Raw genomic sequence first — 16,797 nt, forward strand, 5'->3', positions numbered from 1 at the left:
ACGGAAGGGGCTGTGTTGCGCCGGGATCTCCGAAATCCTATCCCGAAGTTTTTCTGCCGGTAATCAACGCGACGCCGCCCAATGCCATCAGACCGCCGAAAACCGAAACCAGAGTCGGCAGTTCACCCAGCCAGATCACACCGATCACGATGGCGATGGCGGGCAGACAGTACTGCGAGACAACGATGCGCGAGACATCGCCCTGGGACAGGGCGTAGGACCATGTCACATAGGCCACGGCAGCCGGGCACACGCCGAGGTAGACCACGGCCAGCGTATCGTGCAGGGGCGCGGCAGCCACGGCCTGTCCCAGTCCCGGCGCATAGAAAAGCAGAAACAGGGTTCCCGCGGTCAAGGTATAGGTCACGTACTCCAGCGGCGTATACCGCGACAGAAACGGCTTTTGCAGCACGATGTACAGGGATTCGGAAAACGCAGCCAGCAGGATGAGCAGCGCCCCGGCATTGAAGGAAAAGCCGCCGCCCTCGCCAAACGAGATGAGCGTGACGCCGGCCATGCTGACCAGAATTCCCGCAACGCTGCGAGATCCGATGCGTTCCTTGAGAAAGACGACAGCCAGCAGAATGCTGAATACCGGAATGGTGCTGATGATGAAACTGGCTCCGCCAGCGGAAACCGTCTGTTCACCGTAGTTCAGGCAGGCATGGTACACGGTGTAGCCGAGAAAGCCGTGCACCATCAGGACGGGGATGTCCCGAAGCCGGGGCAGGCGCACGCCCTTGTACGCGGCGTAGCTGCCGAGGACCGCAGAGGCAACCAGAAAACGAAGCAAAGCCAGATGGCCCGGCGCGTACGACTCCAATCCGGCCCGGATGCCCACGAATGCGGAACCCCAGAACAACAGAGTGACGGCCAGAGCCGCCAACACCTTGAACGGCACGGACTAATCCCGTTTCTTGCGGCTGTCGCGGCGATTCTTGATCGTGATTCCGGCCAGAATGCCGACAAGGCCGCCGAGAAACACACCCCGGCTCACGGCGATGAGACCGATGTATCCGGCAAGGGCTCCGGCCGAAGCACCGATGAGAATGCCCCGGCCAAGGGCATCCACCCACTCGAGAAAATTTCTGGAATCGTTGTCGGGCATGTCGTTCCTGTGTGGAAAGGGTTACGCCAGCGAGCAAAGCTGCCAATACTGACGTTCAGTCAAGGTTTCGAATCTGGCGCCCACGCCCGGAACCAGGGATGCGGCACGGCTTTCCCGGCTCCAGCAAATTTTCAATCCGATAGGCGTCTTGTCTTCGAATTCGTTGACCACGATCCACATGGTTTTGTCAACGGGCCAGACATGATCGGAAAGGACAAAGCACCCCTGCTTGGACACGTTCAAGGTCCGGGTCCGTTCCCTTGCCGACACGGAATCGGCCCGATCCAGCAGTTCCACGCCCAGTTCCAGTTCAATCCGGCGAGCCTTGCGCACGGAAACCGGCGCATTGCGAATACATTTGTCCATGACAAAATCCGCAATGTCGGCATTGTCACAAATGGCGAAGTCCTGATTCAGCCCCCTGATACCGCCGCATCTGGGGTCGAACACCAATCTCAGGACCGGGAAACGCGCCATGAATCCCGTCAGCCATCCCTTGGCGTTGCTTTCGGATCGAATCATGGTGGGAACATCGATCAGGAGTCCGCTGTAGGGCACTTCGGAAAGCTCGTGCCGCAGCGTATCCGGCTCTTCAATGCAGTCCACTTCCACGCCAAGTCCGCGAACCCGCTCGACATACGCGGCTCTGGCAAACCCCCGCTCGCAAATAAGCAGCATTCTGGTCGAATTCACTCTCTCCCCCCTCCCAAACACATGTTTAAGGATATGATCACAAAATATCGATTTTGACAATATGCTTTCGGCAAATAGGTTGACTGATCTTGGATTTTTACGAAATCATCCTGAAAAGACGGGAAAAGAAATTCCGACTACTGCTGTCAACTTTAGACTTGACTTTGATTCTCAACATCACTATTTCTCTGTCGTCAGGTATTGAAGCCTGACCAACTTTGAGGGATTTTCTTATGGATACAATACTGGTATTAGCCATCGTCACGGTGGCCGCATTGTACGTGGGAAGGATGTTTTACCGCAGGTTCACCGCCAGGGACATCGGCTGCGGTTGCAGCGGCGGATGCGGCGGTGGATGCAATGGCTCTTCCTGCGGAACGGATTGCGACGGCTGCCGCTGATTCTTTTTGCAGAACATATCAAATACATTCTCGGATGACAGAGGAGCAGCCATGTCCAGAACGATTTGCCTCAGGCAAGCCAAAGTGAACCAGAAAATCAAGATACTGACCGTTTCCGCCGAAGGTGAACTCGGTCGTCGAATCCGCGACATGGGCCTCATCCCCGGGACCGAAGTGCACGTCATCGGCAAGGCTCCGCTCAAGGACCCCGTTGCCCTTCGGCTCAAGGACTTTACCCTGACCCTCCGCAACAGCGAGGCCGACCACATCATGGTCGAGCCGCTCGAGGACTAGAACGCCGTTCATTTGCAACGGGCGCGCTCAAGACGCATGAGTGACCAAGGAGTCTTTTGATGGACAAAGTGACCATAGCCATTGCCGGGAACCCCAACTGCGGCAAAACCACCATGTTCAACGCCCTGACCGGGGCGCGACAGCATGTGGCCAACTGGCCCGGCGTGACCGTGGAAAAAAAGGTCGGACGCATGCACGCCCAGGGCAGGGAGATTGAACTGGTCGATCTGCCCGGCACCTATTCCCTGACCGCATACACGCAGGAGGAACTGGTTTCCCGGAACTACCTCGTGGAAGAACGCCCCGAGGTTGTCGTGGACATTCTGAACGCGGACGCGCTGGAACGAAACCTCTATCTGGCCGTGCAGTTCCGCGAAATGGGCATTCCTCTGGTCCTCGGCCTGAACATGATGGACGAGGTGCACCGACACGGAAAGGACATCGACACGGAACGCCTTGCCACCCTCACGGGCTGCCCGACCGTGGAAACCGTGGCCCGCAACGGCGAGGGCAAGAACAGGCTGCTCGACGCGGCCCTGAAGCTTGCCGAGGAAAAACAGGGAGAATGGCATCCCCTGCACATCTCCTACGGCCCGGATCTGGACCCGGTTCTGACGGAAATGGAGGAAATCATCGAGACCTCCGGTTTCATGACCGACCGAATCCCGGCCCGGTGGACCGGCATCAAATACCTTGAACACGACGAAGACGTGGTGCTCAAGGGACGGGTTATGGACGCAGACGTGTCCAACCGTCTGGAAAAGATGGCGGACAAGGTTTCCGACCATACGATCAAGACGCTGAAGGCAGCCCCGGACGCCATCATTGCGGACTACCGTTACGGCTACATTGCGGGCATCATCAAGGGCGTGGTCAGCTATCCCGTGCTCGACTCCAGACGGATCAGCATGTCCGACAAGATCGACAAGGTGCTGACGCACAAGTTTCTCGGCCCGCTCATCATGCTCGGCATCGTGTACATGATCTACAAGATCACGTTCACGGTGGGCGAAATTCCCATGGGCTGGCTGGAATCCCTGTTCGGCTGGCTCGGAGAGACCGTCTATGCGGCCATGCCCGACGGCCTGCTTCGATCGCTGATGGTCTCCGGCGTGATCGACGGCGTAGGCGGCGTGCTCGGCTTCGTGCCTCTGATCATGTTCATGTTCCTGATGATTTCGGCTCTGGAGGACTCGGGCTACATCGCGCGCATGGCCTACATGCTGGACCGCGTGTTCCGCACCTTCGGCCTGCACGGCACGTCCGTGCTGCCCTTCATCGTGTCCGGCGGCATTGCGGGCGGATGCGCGGTTCCCGGAGTCATGGCCTCGCGCACCCTGCGCAGCCCCCGGGAAAAGCTGGCCACCCTGTTCGTGGCCCCGTACATGACCTGCGGAGCCAAGGTGCCCGTCTTTCTGATGCTGGCAGCGGCCTTCTTCCCCAACCAGGGTGCGGCCGTGATGGTCGCCATCACCCTCGGCGCATGGGTCATGGCCCTGATCGTGGCCCGCATTCTGCGCTGGACCGTAATCCGCGGCGAATCCACCCCCTTTGTCATGGAACTGCCACCCTACCGCATGCCGACTCTGGCTGGCGTCCTGATCCATACATGGGAACGCACATGGGAGTATGCCAAAAAGGCGGGTACGGTGATTCTGGGCATTTCCATCCTGCTTTGGGCGCTCATGACCTTTCCCCAGCTTCCCGAAGCCGAAGTGGCGAAATTCGAGGCCGAACGCGCTCCCATAGCGGCCCAGATCGAGGCCCTCGGCGAAAATCCTCCGGAATCCGCGATTGCCCCGCTTGAGGACAAGCTCTCGGAAATCACGAACCGCGAAGCCGAAGACGCCTTGCGAAACACGTTCGCAGGCCGCATCGGCACCGCGCTGGAACCCGTGTCCGAACTGGCGGGCTTCAACTGGCGCACGAACATCGCCCTGACCGGCGGATTCGCAGCCAAGGAAATCATCGTGTCCACGCTGGGTACGGCCTATTCCCTGGGGGACGTGGACCCCGAGGACGCCCAGCCCCTGTCCCGACGCATCGCGGCCGATCCGGGTTTCAGCAAGGCCGGAGCCATCGCCCTGATCATCTTCGTGATGCTCTATGCCCCCTGCTTCGTCACCGTGGTCACCATGGCCCGGGAATCAAGCTGGAAATGGGCCATGTTCAGCGTATTCGGCTCCACGGGACTGGCCTTTGGCCTTGCCGTGGCAGCTTTTCAGATCACGAAGAACATCCTGTAAATCCACTCTTCATGCAAAAAAACTGAAGAGGGAGTCCGGAACCGGACTCCCTCTTTTCATTTTACCGGAAATGCCATAGAGTCCCGGCTACTCAACCAAAGTGGAACGCATGAAGAAACTCCTCGACTTGCTGCGCGACCTGTTCCGCAACGCGGCCTCGGCCTGCTGGGAACTCTACAAGGTCATGATCCCGATCATCATCGGGGTAAGGATTCTTCAGGAATTCGACCTGATCCAGTATCTTGCCTGGCCTCTGCGCCCGGTCATGGGCCTTGTGGGCCTGCCCGCGGAAATGGGGCTGGCCTGGGCCACGGCCATGGTCAACAACATATATTCCGGCCTCATCGTCTTCCTGTCCCTGATCAAGGATACCCCCCTGACAACGGCGCAGGCAACCGTGCTCGGCGTGCTCTTTCTCGTGGCCCACGGCCTGCCCGTGGAATCCTCCATCGCACGCAAGGCCGGAAGCCGATTCCTGTTCCAATGCCTGTCCCGCATAATCGGTGCACTCTGCCTCGGCTGGCTCCTCCACACGATCTACACGGCCGCGGGAACGCTTGAACAGCCTGCCGTGGTCCTGTTTCAGGCATCGGCACAAACGGAGACATCCCTCACGACATGGGCTCTCGGCGAACTTCGAAACCTGCTCGGCATCTTCGGTATCGTGTTCTGTCTCATGGCCCTGATGCGCCTGCTGCACGCCCTGCGCATCGTGGACCTGCTCAACGCCATCCTGCGCCCGGTGCTCAAACTCATCGGCATAGGTCCCAAGGCATCGGCCATCACGGTCATCGGCCTGACTCTGGGCCTGACCTATGGAGGCGGCCTGATCATCAGCGAAGCCAAATCCGGCACCGTGGGCAGGCAGGACGTGTTCTATTCCCTGACGCTCATGGGGCTCTGCCATTCCCTGATCGAGGACACCCTGCTTCTCGCGCTCATCGGCGCGCATTTCAGCGGCATATTCTGGGGCCGCTTCGGATTCAGCATCATGGCCGTAGCCGTACTGGTCCAGATCGTCCGCAAACTGCCGGAAAAGTTCTGCGACAAATACTTGTGGGGCGATCCCGCCTGACATTCAACAGCAAGGAGAGGCGCATGAAATCCATTGAAATCGTCCATACGGACAAGGCTCCGGCCGCTGTCGGCCCCTACTCGCAGGCCACCAAGGCGAACGGCATGGTCTTTGTCTCGGGCCAGCTCGGCATCCTCCCGGATCAGGGCAAACTCGCCACCGGATTCCGCGCGCAGGCAGAACAGGCGCTGGAAAACCTCAAGGCCATTCTGGAAGCCTCGGGTTCCGGGCTGGACAAGGTACTGGCCGTGGAAGTGTTTCTGGACGACATGGCCGCATTCAGGGATTTCAACGAAATCTATGCGCAATACTTTTCGGACCACAAACCGGCCCGCGCCGCCATCGAAGTGGGCGGATTGCCTCTGGGCGGTCTGGTCGAACTCAAATGCACGGCCCTGACAGACTGATCATCCTGAAAATCATTCCGTTTCCGAAACCGGCCGAACCATGCACTCGGCCGGTTTCCTTTTTCGACCGCACTCCGGTTCATTGACAATGTCGCCGATCCCGGCCATTCGTCAGGGGAACCAACCACCGACAAGGATAGACAATGCCTGAAACCACACACATCCGCCTCCCTGAAGCCGCACGCACCGTGATCTTCGATCAGGACGGCGTGCTCATCGACTCCTGGGACTCCTCGATTCACTATTTCAACCGCATCAGGCAGGAAATGGGCCTCGGTCCCATGTCTCGGGATCAGGAAGACTACAGCTTCATCCACACCGTGGACCAGAGCATCGACCATATAACCCCGGACCATCTGAAGCACCTGATCCCACAGGCAAAGGCCACCGTCCGCTTCGAAGAGCTGCTTCCTCTGGTCAAGCTCCAGCCCGGCATAGTCGAATTTCTGGAACGCCTGCGCGATGCAGGCTTCAAGCTGGCCGTGGACACCAACGGCGGCATCGAGCAGCACATGATTCTGGAACACGTGGGCCTGCTTCATCTGTTCCACAAGATCGTGACCACGGCGGATGTGGCCGAAGGCAAACCCTCGCCCGAAGGCGTGCACGCCATCCTCGGGGAATTCGACCTGAACACGGCGCAAGCCCTGTTCATCGGCGATTCCAGCATCGACATGCGCACCGCGAACAACGCGGGCGTGACCTTCTGGGCCTATCGCAACTCCGACCTTAAGGCCGGAATCCATCTTGCGGACTACGGCTCCGTTCTGCTTCCCTGACACGGCAAGGGCTCCGCAAACAAATACTTGACTCGGATATCGATCCACGGCAGGGGATAGTCATGCGCACCATGTCCAGCTTTTCCTTTTTCTTCTTTTTCTTTTCCAAGGAAACAGCCCGGGGCCGTTGCGTGCGCATCTGACACGAGGACAGAACTTCTGCAACAATCAAAGGCCGCGGGCACACCCCGCGGCCTTTTTTTCGGCCCGGGCCCGCGAAAACTTCCAGGGAGGAAGCCATGCAACTCGGAAAAGCCGTCCGACTCGAACGCATCATGAACCGCAACAATGGCCGGACCATCATCGTGCCTCTCGACCACGGCGTCACCGTGGGCCCGATCTACGGGTTGGTGGATCTGCGCGAAACCGTGAATCAGGTGGCGGAAGGCGGGGCAAACGCCATGCTCATGCACAAGGGCATCCCCCGCTGCTCCCACCGTCGTCACGGCAGGGACATCGGCCTGATCATCCACCTGTCCGCCAGCACGTCCCTGTCTCCCCATCCCAATGCCAAGACGCTGGTCGGGTCGGTCACGGACGCGATCAAGCTCGGTGCGGACGCGGTCAGCGTGCACATCAATCTGGGCGACGAAACCGAATCCAGAATGCTCGCGGACCTTGGCGCAATCTGCTCGGAAGCCAACGAGTGGGGCATGCCTGTTCTGGCCATGATGTACGCCCGGGGGCCCAAGATCGAAAACGAATACGACCCGGATGTGGTGGCCCATTGCGCCCGTGTGGGCGTGGAGCTCGGCGCGGACATCGTCAAGGTCAACTACACCGGAGACCCGAAATCCTTTGTCCGCGTGGTGGAAGGCTGCTGCGTGCCAGTGGTCATTGCCGGAGGCCCGAAACTGGAGAACGAACTCGATCTGGTCCGCATGGTCCATGATTCGGTGCAGGCCGGAGGCGCAGGGCTGTCCGTGGGCAGGAACATCTTCCAGCATCCCAATCCCGTCAAGATCGTCGCGGCACTGCACAAGGTCGTGCACGAGGACTGGGACATTGACGCGGCAATGGAGCTGCTCTAGTTCAACCGCATCAGACCGGGTCGGGAGCCATGCACATCCCGACCCGGCACATTCTGCCCGCCGTCGGAATTCCAACGATCCTCCTCTTGCCTCAAAGCATGAAAAACACCCCGATTTGCATCGGAGTTGCATCCTCATCCGCCACAGCCATGCCCTCTTCACAATGGCATGAATCGTGCTTATCTTAATATAAAGCCTGGAAGACAGGTGAGGCTGGAAAGAGATTGGGAACGAACACAAACAGAAGGTTGAAAGGGCCAGAGCCCAATCAAGCAAACCGTTCCAGTCCGCCCGCCCACGGTTGACCGGGCCCACACGGATCGTCGGGGCGAACGCCGCAAGCGTTCGCCCTTTCGTTGCAACGGCCCGGGAAAGACTCACTTGAACTCGTAGCGAACATTGTCCAGATAATGGGCCAGCCGATCCAGAGCATCCTCGGCAGCCTTCCTGTCACCGGCCTTGCCCGCCTGCTCGAGTTCGCGCCCCAGCTCGCCCATCCCCAGAAAACCGTATCCCCTGCCAGCGCCCTTGGCCGAATGGCCGAGACGGGTCACGGTTGCCAGATCGCCTTCCGCCAAAGCCTGGCGCATTGTTTCCACATCCCTGCGGCTGGAAGCAAAAAAGCGGTCCATCAGCACTTCCAGTTCCGCATCAACATGTTCAAGCATGGGCTGTTTCGCCATGATTCCTCCGATCCGGGCCGCCCCCCGCGCCGAGTTGCCTCTTGAACTCCTTGCCAAAGGCAACTACCCTGCCTGCATGAATGTCCCGTTTCCGTCCCTTGAAATATCAAGCCTCGGTTCCGCGCCGCAAATGATAATACCATGAACGCAATCAAACCCGCCGTCCTGCTCCTGTGTCTTGCCCTTGTCGGCTCCTGCACCCGGCACGATGCCTACCGCATTGCCCGCGCAGCAGCCTCGGGCGATCCCGCCGCAGCCGCAACAGCGCTTGCGCGCGATCAGGCCGTCTCCTATGCCACGAACCCGGAAGCACTGGTTTCGGACATCAAGACCTTCCGCAACATGCTGGAAAAATTCGTCAAGGCGATTCAGGGCGAATGGGGCGACAAGGACGTGCGCCTGCCCCAGCCCAAGACCTATGTAAAATATACGCAGGACTACCTGTCGCGAGCCACGGTGGATTTCGACAAGGGGCTCGTCACCGTGGAAACACTGGACACGAAGGACACCCGAAAAAGCCTGCGGGAAGCCATCGTGGTCACCCTGCTGACCCCGGACGATCCCCGGGCCGTGGACCTGTATTCGGCCAAGCCCGTGGTCCTCGGCGAAACTCCGTTCCTGCTCGGCGAGGTCAAGGACTTCGACGGCAGCGACATCCGCTGGGAATGGCGCGCCGGACGGTTTGCCGACCGACTGGTTTCGGATGCAAGGACGCGAACCATCCGCGCAAAGTCAGGGAAACGCACTGCCACCTATGTCACGATCCCCATGACCCGGGACCATCTGAACGTGCGCGCCGCCAAGTACCGCAACCACGTCCGGACTGCGGCCAAACGGTTCAACGTCAGCCCGAACCTGATCTACGCCATCATGAAGGTGGAATCCGATTTCAATCCGTTCGCCGTGAGCCACGCCATGGCACTTGGCCTGATGCAGGTGGTGCCGACAACTGCAGGCAGTGACGTGTACCGTTTTCTCAACGGCCGGGACGGTCGCCCCACAAAGAACATGCTGTTCCAGCCCGACACGAACATCACCTACGGCACAGCCTACCTGCACCTGCTGGACACCCGTTTTCTCGGCCGGATCGACAACCCGGTTTCCCGGGAATATTGTGTGATCTCGGGATACAACGGGGGTGCTGGCAATGTGCTGCGCACTTTTTCCCGGGACAGGGACAAGGCCGTCTCCCATATCAATTCGCTGGGGCCGGATCAGGTATATCGGACCCTGAGGGCCGATCTGCCGCAGGCGGAAACGCGCCGCTATCTCCTCAAGGTGATGGAAGCCAAGAAATCCTTTGTCAACTTCTAGCCCGCAATCGCCCATGCCACTTCAGGAAATCCTTCAAACCGCCTCCAGGGCCGTCAACGAAAACCTGCAATCCATTGCCCCGGGGCTGCCCTCGGACCTGCTCCGCTATGCCGGGGCAACCGTGCTCGTCTGTCTGGCCCTGCTTCTGCTCATTGCCGCCGCGTCCCTGCTGCGCAAGAAAAAGCCCACCGTCAGTAGGGACATTTTTGCCCACCTCAGCAGAAAAGGCGTGATGCTGGACGTGATGAACGGGCCGAAGTCGACGGCACTGCGCTGCGCAATCACGTCCGTATCCCGAAAACGTCTCAGGTGCGCGGTCGTGGAACGTCTTGATCTGCCACAGGTCGAACAGGGGGAAAACGCACTGTGCATGTTCGCGCCCGCACGCGTGGACGACCGCACCGTCAATGCGTTCTACGCCGAAATGCTGGAACTGGACCTGAGCAAGGGCGAAGCTGGACACGTCGTGCTGGCACGGCCGAACAAGCTGTTTCACAAATCGCGACGCAGCCAGAAACGCAAGCGGGTCGTGGACCAGCAATTCGTGCGCGTGAAGCTCTGGCTGGCTGATCCGCAGGAATCCGACATCGCCTTCGAGGACGCGGTCCCGCATATCGGAGTGAATGCCTTTGCCAGCCGCAACGGCCAATCCGCCAATTCGGTCATCAACATCTCGAAAAGCGGCATGGCTCTGTCCATCAGCGACTCCCTGCTTCCGGAAACGTGCGGCGTGGGCGCTCCGGTGACGGTCAACCTGTTCATGTTCCGCTTCAGGGACAAGGAGTTTCACCCCTTCTGGTATCAGGGCGAAGTGCGCTCCCTTGGACAGGCTTCGCCCGGGTTCACGCGAATCGGCATCGAATTCACGGGCGTCGGCAGATTCACGGCTCGGGAACTGACCTGGAACAATCTCTAGAAATCAAAAAGGACCCGACATTTGCCGGGTCCTTTTTTGATCCCATGTTCGAAAAAATCAACCAAGCTTGCTGATGAACCGATCCCTGGCAAGACTCGGCATGTTTCCGGCTCCCCGGCTGTAACCGGAAAAACGGCGGTTCTGCTTGCGCATGTTGAGCAGGTCATGCTTGAGCGATGCATGCAGCTTTCTGGCCTGACTCGTGATTTCGGCATGCAGGTTCTTCATTTCCACCAATTCGTCGGCCAGCGACTGCAAATCGTCCCGCCCGAGATCGGCGATGGCCTGATCCAGCAGCCGCTCCCTGTCCTGAGCAAGACGGTCGGCCTCGAACACATCCCCGTCGAGCAGGGAACCGAGTTCGCGCCGCCCAATGTTCAGGGCTTCATTGAGCAATTGACGACGTTCAGCCATATCTACTTCTTCCTGTAGGCGCGAATGTCCTCGCGAAGCTGGGCAATGACCTTTTTCCATTTTTCCACCGCAGGCAAAAATTCGTATTCAAGCAGATCGGCCAGAAGAATCCAGTCCTCGTTTTCAAGGACGTCGCTCATCTCCGTGAACAGGCCGGACAGCTCTTCGGCCGCGTCCGCATACTGAACATGATCCTTCAGGGAATACTCGTTGCGGAGCAGTCCCACCATCTGGAGAAAATTGCGGGTAACGTCCAGCAGGTCCTGATAGGTTTCGAGAGCCTCGGCGTCGTCGGCCTGACGAAACAGTTCGGCCACACGCTTGCCGCCCTCGCTCATGATGGTCACGACCTTGTACAGCTCACGGGTGATTTCCACGGCCATGTCGTTGACCGCCATGGTCCTGATCTCCACGCTCTCCACCTCGGACATCTCGATGTCCTCGGCCTGATGCGGGTAGATTTCCGTAAAGGGCTCGTCATTGACCAGCACGTCCGTGACGATGCGGTTCTCCAGCGCACCGTCTTCCATGACCGTGCTGAAGACCTGCTCCAGATTCTGAAAATTGCGTTCACCAAGATCGTATTTCTTGCCGTCGATAAACAACATTGCTGACTCCTTCGCGCAATGGGATGATACTTTTTTGCCGCCCATAACCGGTCGAGGATTCAGATACAAGAAACGTGCCTATCAGTAAATTGCCGTTTTCATCGCGCCGACCAGCGCCCTGTAGCGCTCAATCATTTCCAGCAACGCGACAAGATGGTTTCCGTCCTTGTGGGACTCGAACATCCACAATGATCCGAGTATCTTGAGTTCCGAAACACTTTCCAGAAGGTTCTGAAACCGCTGCCATGAGCCCAGAAACTTCTGCTTGGCATGCTCCCGAGGATTCTTCGCAAGCACCATGCCCTGCTGAAGGAGCAGAAAAAGGATGTCATGCGCATCCGTCAAATTTTTGGACAGGAATTCGGCCAAATCCGGATCGGGGCACCGGGGCAGGGAAATGCCTTCCAAAGATTCCCTGTCCAGAAAACCACGGTAGAGCCTGCGCTGGGCATCAATCCACCACGCGCGTCCCGTGTTGCCATGCCCGGAAAGGGATTCCAGAGCCATGAATCCATCGGAACCGACCACGGATCGCCAGACTCTGGCACCGGTCCATGGGATGCCCGCCTGCGCCCCGAAAAGCTGGCGCACGCATCCGACCACGGTTTCCGGTTGCACGGCATGACGGCATTCATGATCATTCGCACATGCCCTGCCGAATTCGCAGGGATGACATTGCACATCCGGCTCCAGACTGACGCATCCGGCGCTGTACGGCCCGGTATCCCAAGGCTGGGCCGTGGCCAGAAAAATCGCGACCACGGGCACACCAAGACCGGCAGCAAGGTGCATGGTCCCGGTATCGTTCGTGATCAGGACACGGCAATGCCGCAGAACACCACCAAGCTGTTCCAGCCCGGTCTTTCCCGTCAAATCAATATGCGGACAGGTCGCGCCTTCGCTGAAGCGATGCGCCAATCCGGTTTCCGACGCCGTACCCAGCAGCACGGGAACAAGCTTTTCCTCTTCCCAAAGGAGTTGGGCAGCACGCACGAAATGCGCCACGGGCCAACGTCGGTGCTCTTCGCTCGCTCCGAGCTGCACGGCCAGAAATCCCTTTCCGGACTCTCCACTTCCGGAAGTCAGCAGCTCGCGTGCCTGCTCCATGACAGAGGAATCGGGATCGGCCAGACGCAGGGATTTTCCCTTGTCCTGCAACCCGGCGGTCCTGCGAAAAAGGTCGCAGACATTGAAGGGACTGGTTCCCCGATTCCCGCCCGCCATTTGCAGAAACGCGGCCCACGGTCCCGAGTCCGCGTTGAACCCGAATTCGTCCACGCTGAAACCGCGCAATTCAGCTCCATCCGGGGCCAGCGCCCGCACCAGCAGTCGCGAGGATACGGACGGAGTCAGGTTGACGACAATGTCCGCCGGAAACTCCGCAGCCAATGCCTCGCGGAACCCGGTGCATTCGCGCACGGCCTTGCGCCAGTCTCCGTCCAGCGCCGCAAGTAACCGGGCCCCGGGCAGACTGAACACCGAATCCAGATCGCGCAGCAGACGCGCCGCACCGGAAAAATTCTCCAGACAGACCAGTCCCACGCGGCCGCCAAGGGCCTTGAAACCGGAAATCACGGGCTGGGTCTGAATGAGGTCGCCGAATCGGGTCAGATTGATGATCAGAACGTTCATGAAATCGCCTTGTCAAAATTCAGTGTGCACTATCGCAACTTTGCAAGATAAGGACCGAAATACCTACAATCCGGCCCCGGCCTGCACCAGCCGGATCAGTTTTTCCGCAGCCGCCACGGCATCGCGCAATCGCTTTTTGTCTGCCTTGCACATATAGGAGGGATTGACGTAGCTGTGCCCGGACAATCCTTCCTCTGCGCAGGCCAGACCGATTTCCAGACGCATTCGCTGAAGGTGTTCCCATGCTGTCAGCATGTCCGTGCCATGCCTTTCGGACACATGCCCTTGCGCAGCCAAGGCTCGAATGCGGTCGCAGGTGTGCAGTTCCGGCAAACCGTATTTCAGGGCCAGAATGCGCGCTCCATTGGTCAGATGCGCCAGCACGCTGTGCTTGATGTCCAGAAAACCGTGCCACGGCCCGGATTTTTCCGTGATGAAGGCCCCGTAGAAGGTCAGGGGCAATCGATATTGCGTCAATTCGTCCACCAGCATCCGCACTGCGACCGGACGCGAACGCACGAACTCCCACAGCCGATCGCGAAGCAGCAACGCTTCGGCCCTGCTGCCGTACAGGGAACGAAAATCCAGAATCAGCCCGGACTGCCACGGCCCCTTTTCCATGGGATTGGAAAGCCAGCCGGTAAGCCGCTCCAGCCAGCAATCGAAGTCCCCGCGCCATTCCTCGCTGCTGACCATGATTCCGCCCCGGCACAAGGGCAACCCGGCTCCGTCCAGCGCAAGAACAATGTCGCCCGTAGCTTCGTCCAGTTCGTCCGGATCGGGATTGCCGCGCACGAGCAGACCGTTGTCCTGATCCGAGCCCATGACCTGCTCTCCGCGTCCGCCCGAACCGAATTCCAGAAACGTGCAGTCCTTGAGCCAGGCATATCGATCCGCATGCGCCTCCAGCACGGCCAGCACCACGTCCTCGTTGAACGCGGTCAGCCTGCGGCAGGTCTCCTCGGCGTCCAGCCCTTGATCCAGCCAGTCCTGCACCAGATCCAGACGCGTACGCCGAATGCCGCGCAACTTGCCGTCCGCGGCCATGACCTGCAATTCGGCCCCGAGCCGTTCCGGTGGCCGGATCGACCATTCCCGACCGGAATCCGCGTCGCCACTCGCGTTCACATGCGCCTCCATGCCATGCGCATCCGCCGTTGACCGGCGGAAATCATCCGTTAGCCGTGCCCGCCCAATGTCACTTTCCCGTGACCGAAGCCCTTTGACCGTTCACCGGAAAGCGAATGCCTGCTTCATGTTCCTTACTGTAAAACGCTTTCATCGGCAAAAATTTCAACATTCGGGGGAAATCATGGATCAGCAAATCGAGGCCATCCGCAAACGTCAACTGAACATGGCGCTGGGCATCGGCATTCCGTACTTCGCCTTTGTCATCGGCATATTCCTGCTGGTGTATCTGGCAAAGGACGCCGTAGCCGGAGTCGGCATCATGGGATTCCCCCTGCACTACTGGCTCGTTGCCGTAGCCGTGTACCCCCTCACCTGGGCTCTGTTCATCTGGTATGTCGGCCGCGCCAACGCCATGGAAGACGAAATCGCCGAAATCGAGGGAGGAGAATAACATGGAAACCGGATATCAGATCCCCATCACGGCTCTGGTGCTGATCGGGTGCATGCTGGCCTTTACCGTGGTCACGACATGGATGTTCCGACGGCAGAAAACATCTGCCGACTATTACCTTGCCGGACGCAAGGTCAATTCCTTCATCAATGCCTCGGCCATTTCCTCGGACTATCTGTCCGCAGCCTCGTTTCTGGGCGTCGCCGGCGTGGCTTTCCTGTTCGGATTCGACGGCATCATCTACGCACTGGGCTTCTTCGTGGGCTATATCGCCCTGCTGCTCTTTCTGGCCAGCCCGCTCAGAAAATTCGGCCGCTATACCGTGCCGGATTTCGTGTCCGAACGGTTTCATTCCAAGAGCGCGCGCATTCTGGGTGTGATCGGCGTGCTGTTCGTGTCCCTGTTCTACATGGCTCCGCAAATGCTGGGCGCGGGCAAGGTCATGGGCCTGCTCCTGAACATGGAATATGGCACGGCCATCGTGGTCATATCCTGCATCATCACGGTCTACGTGGCCGTGGGCGGCATGAAGGGCACCACGGTCAACCAGCTCGTCCAGTTCTGGATTCTGTTCGGCGCCATGTTCCTGCTCGCCTTCATCCCGTTCATGGTCAAGGGATACACCTACACCGACGTGGTGGCGTTCATCCAGCAGTTCAAGGGACCGGACCCCACGGGCAAGATGTTCGACGGCGGGGCCTATGCATCTCCTGCCTACTGGCTGACCAACCTCAAGGATACCCTGAGCCTGCTTCTGGCCCTGATGTTCGGCACGGCCGGTCTGCCCCACATTCTGGTCCGCTTCTACACCGCACCGGACGGCAAGGCCGCACGCCGCACAGTCATCTACGTGCTGCTGCTCATCGGCATGTTCTACATCCTCAGCCCGTACGTGGGCCACGTGGTCCGCTACGTCTACCTTCAGGGCGAAACCCTGGGCGTGAGTCCGCACCTGATGAAATGGCTGGCGGCCAACGGCAAGAATCTGGCCGTTCCCGTGGCCGGATCGCACTTCGGCGGACAGATCCTGCTCGGCATCGTGGTGGCTGGCGCGTTCGCCGCCATCCTGTCCACCGTGGCCGGGCTGATCATCGCCTGCGCCGGAGCCATCGGTCACGACCTCGTGGTCAACGTGTTCAATCCGAACATGCCGGAACGCACGCGCGTCACGGTCGCCCGCGTCGCCTCCCTGTTCATCGGCATGCTTGGCATTCCACTGGGATTCATGGCCGAGAACATGCAGATCGCGGTTCTGGTCGGACTCGCCTTTGCCATTGCCGCATCCACCTTCTTCCCGGTGCTGGTCATGGGCGTGTGGTGGCCGAAGATGACCAGAGGCGGAGCATGCGCCGGGCTGGTCACGGGCATTGTCGGCTCGTTTGCCATGATTCTGGGCAGGGAATATCTGCCCACGATCCTGCAATTCAAGAATCCCGGCGGATTCGTGATGCTGCTGAGCTTTCTGGCCATCTACGCGGTTTCCCGCATGGAATACGCGGCCAGAGGCGAGGACGCCCTGCCGCACGACACCCACGAGGTCATGGCCATCCTGCATGGCCCGGAACAGGCGTAAAAACGGCATCCCCTGAACAGGCAGACTGTTGAGAACGGAGC

At 59.4% G+C, this 16,797-nt stretch carries 18 protein-coding genes; 10 read left to right on the forward strand and 8 right to left on the reverse strand.

Features of this window, described 5'->3' with window-relative positions; genetic code table 11:
- Window positions 1-37: 37 nt before the first annotated feature.
- The 3 genes from MPN23_RS05590 to MPN23_RS05600 are packed head-to-tail and all read right to left on the reverse strand — an operon-like array spanning window position 38 to window position 1,801.
- A complete protein-coding gene (locus MPN23_RS05590) occupies window positions 38-901 on the reverse strand; it encodes a DMT family transporter (RefSeq protein WP_243546680.1) in 864 nt (287 codons plus the stop codon).
- Between the two features lie 3 nt (window positions 902-904).
- Entirely contained in the window at window positions 905-1,108 is a 204-nt protein-coding gene (locus MPN23_RS05595) for a hypothetical protein (RefSeq protein ID WP_243546681.1), read from the reverse strand.
- 21 nt (window positions 1,109-1,129) lie between these two features.
- Window positions 1,130-1,801, reverse strand: coding sequence for a PilZ domain-containing protein (locus tag MPN23_RS05600; protein ID WP_243546683.1), 672 nt, complete (start codon window positions 1,799-1,801; stop codon window positions 1,130-1,132).
- A gap of 452 nt (window positions 1,802-2,253) precedes the next feature.
- On the opposite strand from MPN23_RS05600, the gene MPN23_RS05605 reads away from it, so the two are divergent.
- From MPN23_RS05605 to MPN23_RS05630, 6 genes are all read left to right on the forward strand, one after another.
- Window positions 2,254-2,496, forward strand: a complete 243-nt coding sequence (locus MPN23_RS05605) for a FeoA family protein (RefSeq protein ID WP_243546685.1) — start codon at window positions 2,254-2,256, stop codon at window positions 2,494-2,496.
- 59 nt (window positions 2,497-2,555) lie between these two features.
- Window positions 2,556-4,742 carry a ferrous iron transport protein B gene (gene feoB, locus MPN23_RS05610; protein WP_243546687.1) on the forward strand — a complete coding sequence of 729 codons (2,187 nt, stop codon included), beginning with the start codon at window positions 2,556-2,558 and terminating at the stop codon, window positions 4,740-4,742.
- Window positions 4,743-4,851: 109 nt separating this feature from the next.
- Window positions 4,852-5,817, forward strand: a complete 966-nt coding sequence (locus MPN23_RS05615) for a hypothetical protein (protein WP_243546688.1) — start codon at window positions 4,852-4,854, stop codon at window positions 5,815-5,817.
- Between the two features lie 23 nt (window positions 5,818-5,840).
- Window positions 5,841-6,224 carry a Rid family detoxifying hydrolase gene (locus tag MPN23_RS05620; protein ID WP_243546689.1) on the forward strand — a complete coding sequence of 128 codons (384 nt, stop codon included), beginning with the start codon at window positions 5,841-5,843 and terminating at the stop codon, window positions 6,222-6,224.
- Between the two features lie 143 nt (window positions 6,225-6,367).
- The gene (locus MPN23_RS05625) at window positions 6,368-7,003 is read left to right on the forward strand and encodes an HAD family hydrolase (RefSeq protein WP_243546690.1); all 636 of its coding nucleotides are present in this window, start codon (window positions 6,368-6,370) and stop codon (window positions 7,001-7,003) included.
- A 239-nt stretch (window positions 7,004-7,242) separates the two neighbouring features.
- Window positions 7,243-8,034 carry a 2-amino-3,7-dideoxy-D-threo-hept-6-ulosonate synthase gene (locus MPN23_RS05630; protein WP_243546691.1) on the forward strand — a complete coding sequence of 264 codons (792 nt, stop codon included), beginning with the start codon at window positions 7,243-7,245 and terminating at the stop codon, window positions 8,032-8,034.
- Window positions 8,035-8,411: 377 nt separating this feature from the next.
- Here MPN23_RS05630 and MPN23_RS05635 read toward each other — a convergent pair whose 3' ends face one another.
- Window positions 8,412-8,717, reverse strand: coding sequence for an Hpt domain-containing protein (locus MPN23_RS05635; protein ID WP_243546693.1), 306 nt, complete (start codon window positions 8,715-8,717; stop codon window positions 8,412-8,414).
- Window positions 8,718-8,858: 141 nt separating this feature from the next.
- Here MPN23_RS05635 and MPN23_RS05640 point away from each other — a divergent pair, with 141 nt between their 5' ends.
- Window positions 8,859-10,031, forward strand: coding sequence for a murein transglycosylase domain-containing protein (locus tag MPN23_RS05640; protein WP_243546695.1), 1,173 nt, complete (start codon window positions 8,859-8,861; stop codon window positions 10,029-10,031).
- Window positions 10,032-10,044: 13 nt separating this feature from the next.
- Window positions 10,045-10,947: a hypothetical protein gene (locus tag MPN23_RS05645; protein WP_243546697.1), complete on the forward strand. Its 903-nt coding sequence runs from the start codon at window positions 10,045-10,047 to the stop codon at window positions 10,945-10,947.
- Between the two features lie 57 nt (window positions 10,948-11,004).
- Here MPN23_RS05645 and MPN23_RS05650 read toward each other — a convergent pair whose 3' ends face one another.
- From MPN23_RS05650 to MPN23_RS05665, 4 genes are all read right to left on the reverse strand, one after another.
- Window positions 11,005-11,361, reverse strand: a complete 357-nt coding sequence (locus MPN23_RS05650; RefSeq protein ID WP_243546699.1) for a hypothetical protein — start codon at window positions 11,359-11,361, stop codon at window positions 11,005-11,007.
- Between the two features lie 2 nt (window positions 11,362-11,363).
- Window positions 11,364-11,969 (reverse strand): DUF8043 domain-containing protein, encoded by a 606-nt coding sequence (locus MPN23_RS05655; RefSeq protein WP_243546700.1) that lies wholly within the window; start codon window positions 11,967-11,969, stop codon window positions 11,364-11,366.
- A gap of 81 nt (window positions 11,970-12,050) precedes the next feature.
- Window positions 12,051-13,601 carry a glycosyltransferase family 9 protein gene (locus tag MPN23_RS05660; RefSeq protein WP_243546701.1) on the reverse strand — a complete coding sequence of 517 codons (1,551 nt, stop codon included), beginning with the start codon at window positions 13,599-13,601 and terminating at the stop codon, window positions 12,051-12,053.
- A gap of 63 nt (window positions 13,602-13,664) precedes the next feature.
- Window positions 13,665-14,729: a putative nucleotidyltransferase substrate binding domain-containing protein gene (locus MPN23_RS05665; protein WP_243546703.1), complete on the reverse strand. Its 1,065-nt coding sequence runs from the start codon at window positions 14,727-14,729 to the stop codon at window positions 13,665-13,667.
- A 184-nt stretch (window positions 14,730-14,913) separates the two neighbouring features.
- Between MPN23_RS05665 and MPN23_RS05670 the strand changes: the two genes are divergently transcribed.
- Window positions 14,914-15,183, forward strand: a complete 270-nt coding sequence (locus MPN23_RS05670) for a DUF485 domain-containing protein (RefSeq protein ID WP_243546707.1) — start codon at window positions 14,914-14,916, stop codon at window positions 15,181-15,183.
- Window position 15,184: 1 nt separating this feature from the next.
- Window positions 15,185-16,756 carry a sodium/solute symporter gene (locus MPN23_RS05675; RefSeq protein ID WP_243546708.1) on the forward strand — a complete coding sequence of 524 codons (1,572 nt, stop codon included), beginning with the start codon at window positions 15,185-15,187 and terminating at the stop codon, window positions 16,754-16,756.
- Window positions 16,757-16,797: the final 41 nt, after the last annotated feature.

The organism is Pseudodesulfovibrio tunisiensis (assembly GCF_022809775.1).
GTDB lineage: Bacteria > Desulfobacterota > Desulfovibrionia > Desulfovibrionales > Desulfovibrionaceae > Pseudodesulfovibrio > Pseudodesulfovibrio tunisiensis.

Bases quoted from the DNA above. Each gene is read 5' to 3' on its own strand.
- MPN23_RS05595 (WP_243546681.1), bottom strand. From the start codon at position 1,108: ATGCCCGACAACGATTCCAGAAATTTTCTCGAGTGGGTGGATGCCCTT.
- MPN23_RS05605 (WP_243546685.1), top strand. From the start codon at position 2,254: ATGTCCAGAACGATTTGCCTCAGGCAAGCCAAAGTGAACCAGAAAATC.
- feoB (WP_243546687.1), top strand. From the start codon at position 2,556: ATGGACAAAGTGACCATAGCCATTGCCGGGAACCCCAACTGCGGCAAA.
- MPN23_RS05615 (WP_243546688.1), top strand. From the start codon at position 4,852: ATGAAGAAACTCCTCGACTTGCTGCGCGACCTGTTCCGCAACGCGGCC.
- MPN23_RS05620 (WP_243546689.1), top strand. From the start codon at position 5,841: ATGAAATCCATTGAAATCGTCCATACGGACAAGGCTCCGGCCGCTGTC.
- MPN23_RS05625 (WP_243546690.1), top strand. From the start codon at position 6,368: ATGCCTGAAACCACACACATCCGCCTCCCTGAAGCCGCACGCACCGTG.
- MPN23_RS05630 (WP_243546691.1), top strand. From the start codon at position 7,243: ATGCAACTCGGAAAAGCCGTCCGACTCGAACGCATCATGAACCGCAAC.
- MPN23_RS05635 (WP_243546693.1), bottom strand. From the start codon at position 8,717: ATGGCGAAACAGCCCATGCTTGAACATGTTGATGCGGAACTGGAAGTG.
- MPN23_RS05640 (WP_243546695.1), top strand. From the start codon at position 8,859: ATGAACGCAATCAAACCCGCCGTCCTGCTCCTGTGTCTTGCCCTTGTC.
- MPN23_RS05645 (WP_243546697.1), top strand. From the start codon at position 10,045: ATGCCACTTCAGGAAATCCTTCAAACCGCCTCCAGGGCCGTCAACGAA.
- MPN23_RS05650 (WP_243546699.1), bottom strand. From the start codon at position 11,361: ATGGCTGAACGTCGTCAATTGCTCAATGAAGCCCTGAACATTGGGCGG.
- MPN23_RS05655 (WP_243546700.1), bottom strand. From the start codon at position 11,969: ATGTTGTTTATCGACGGCAAGAAATACGATCTTGGTGAACGCAATTTT.
- MPN23_RS05660 (WP_243546701.1), bottom strand. From the start codon at position 13,601: ATGAACGTTCTGATCATCAATCTGACCCGATTCGGCGACCTCATTCAG.
- MPN23_RS05670 (WP_243546707.1), top strand. From the start codon at position 14,914: ATGGATCAGCAAATCGAGGCCATCCGCAAACGTCAACTGAACATGGCG.
- MPN23_RS05675 (WP_243546708.1), top strand. From the start codon at position 15,185: ATGGAAACCGGATATCAGATCCCCATCACGGCTCTGGTGCTGATCGGG.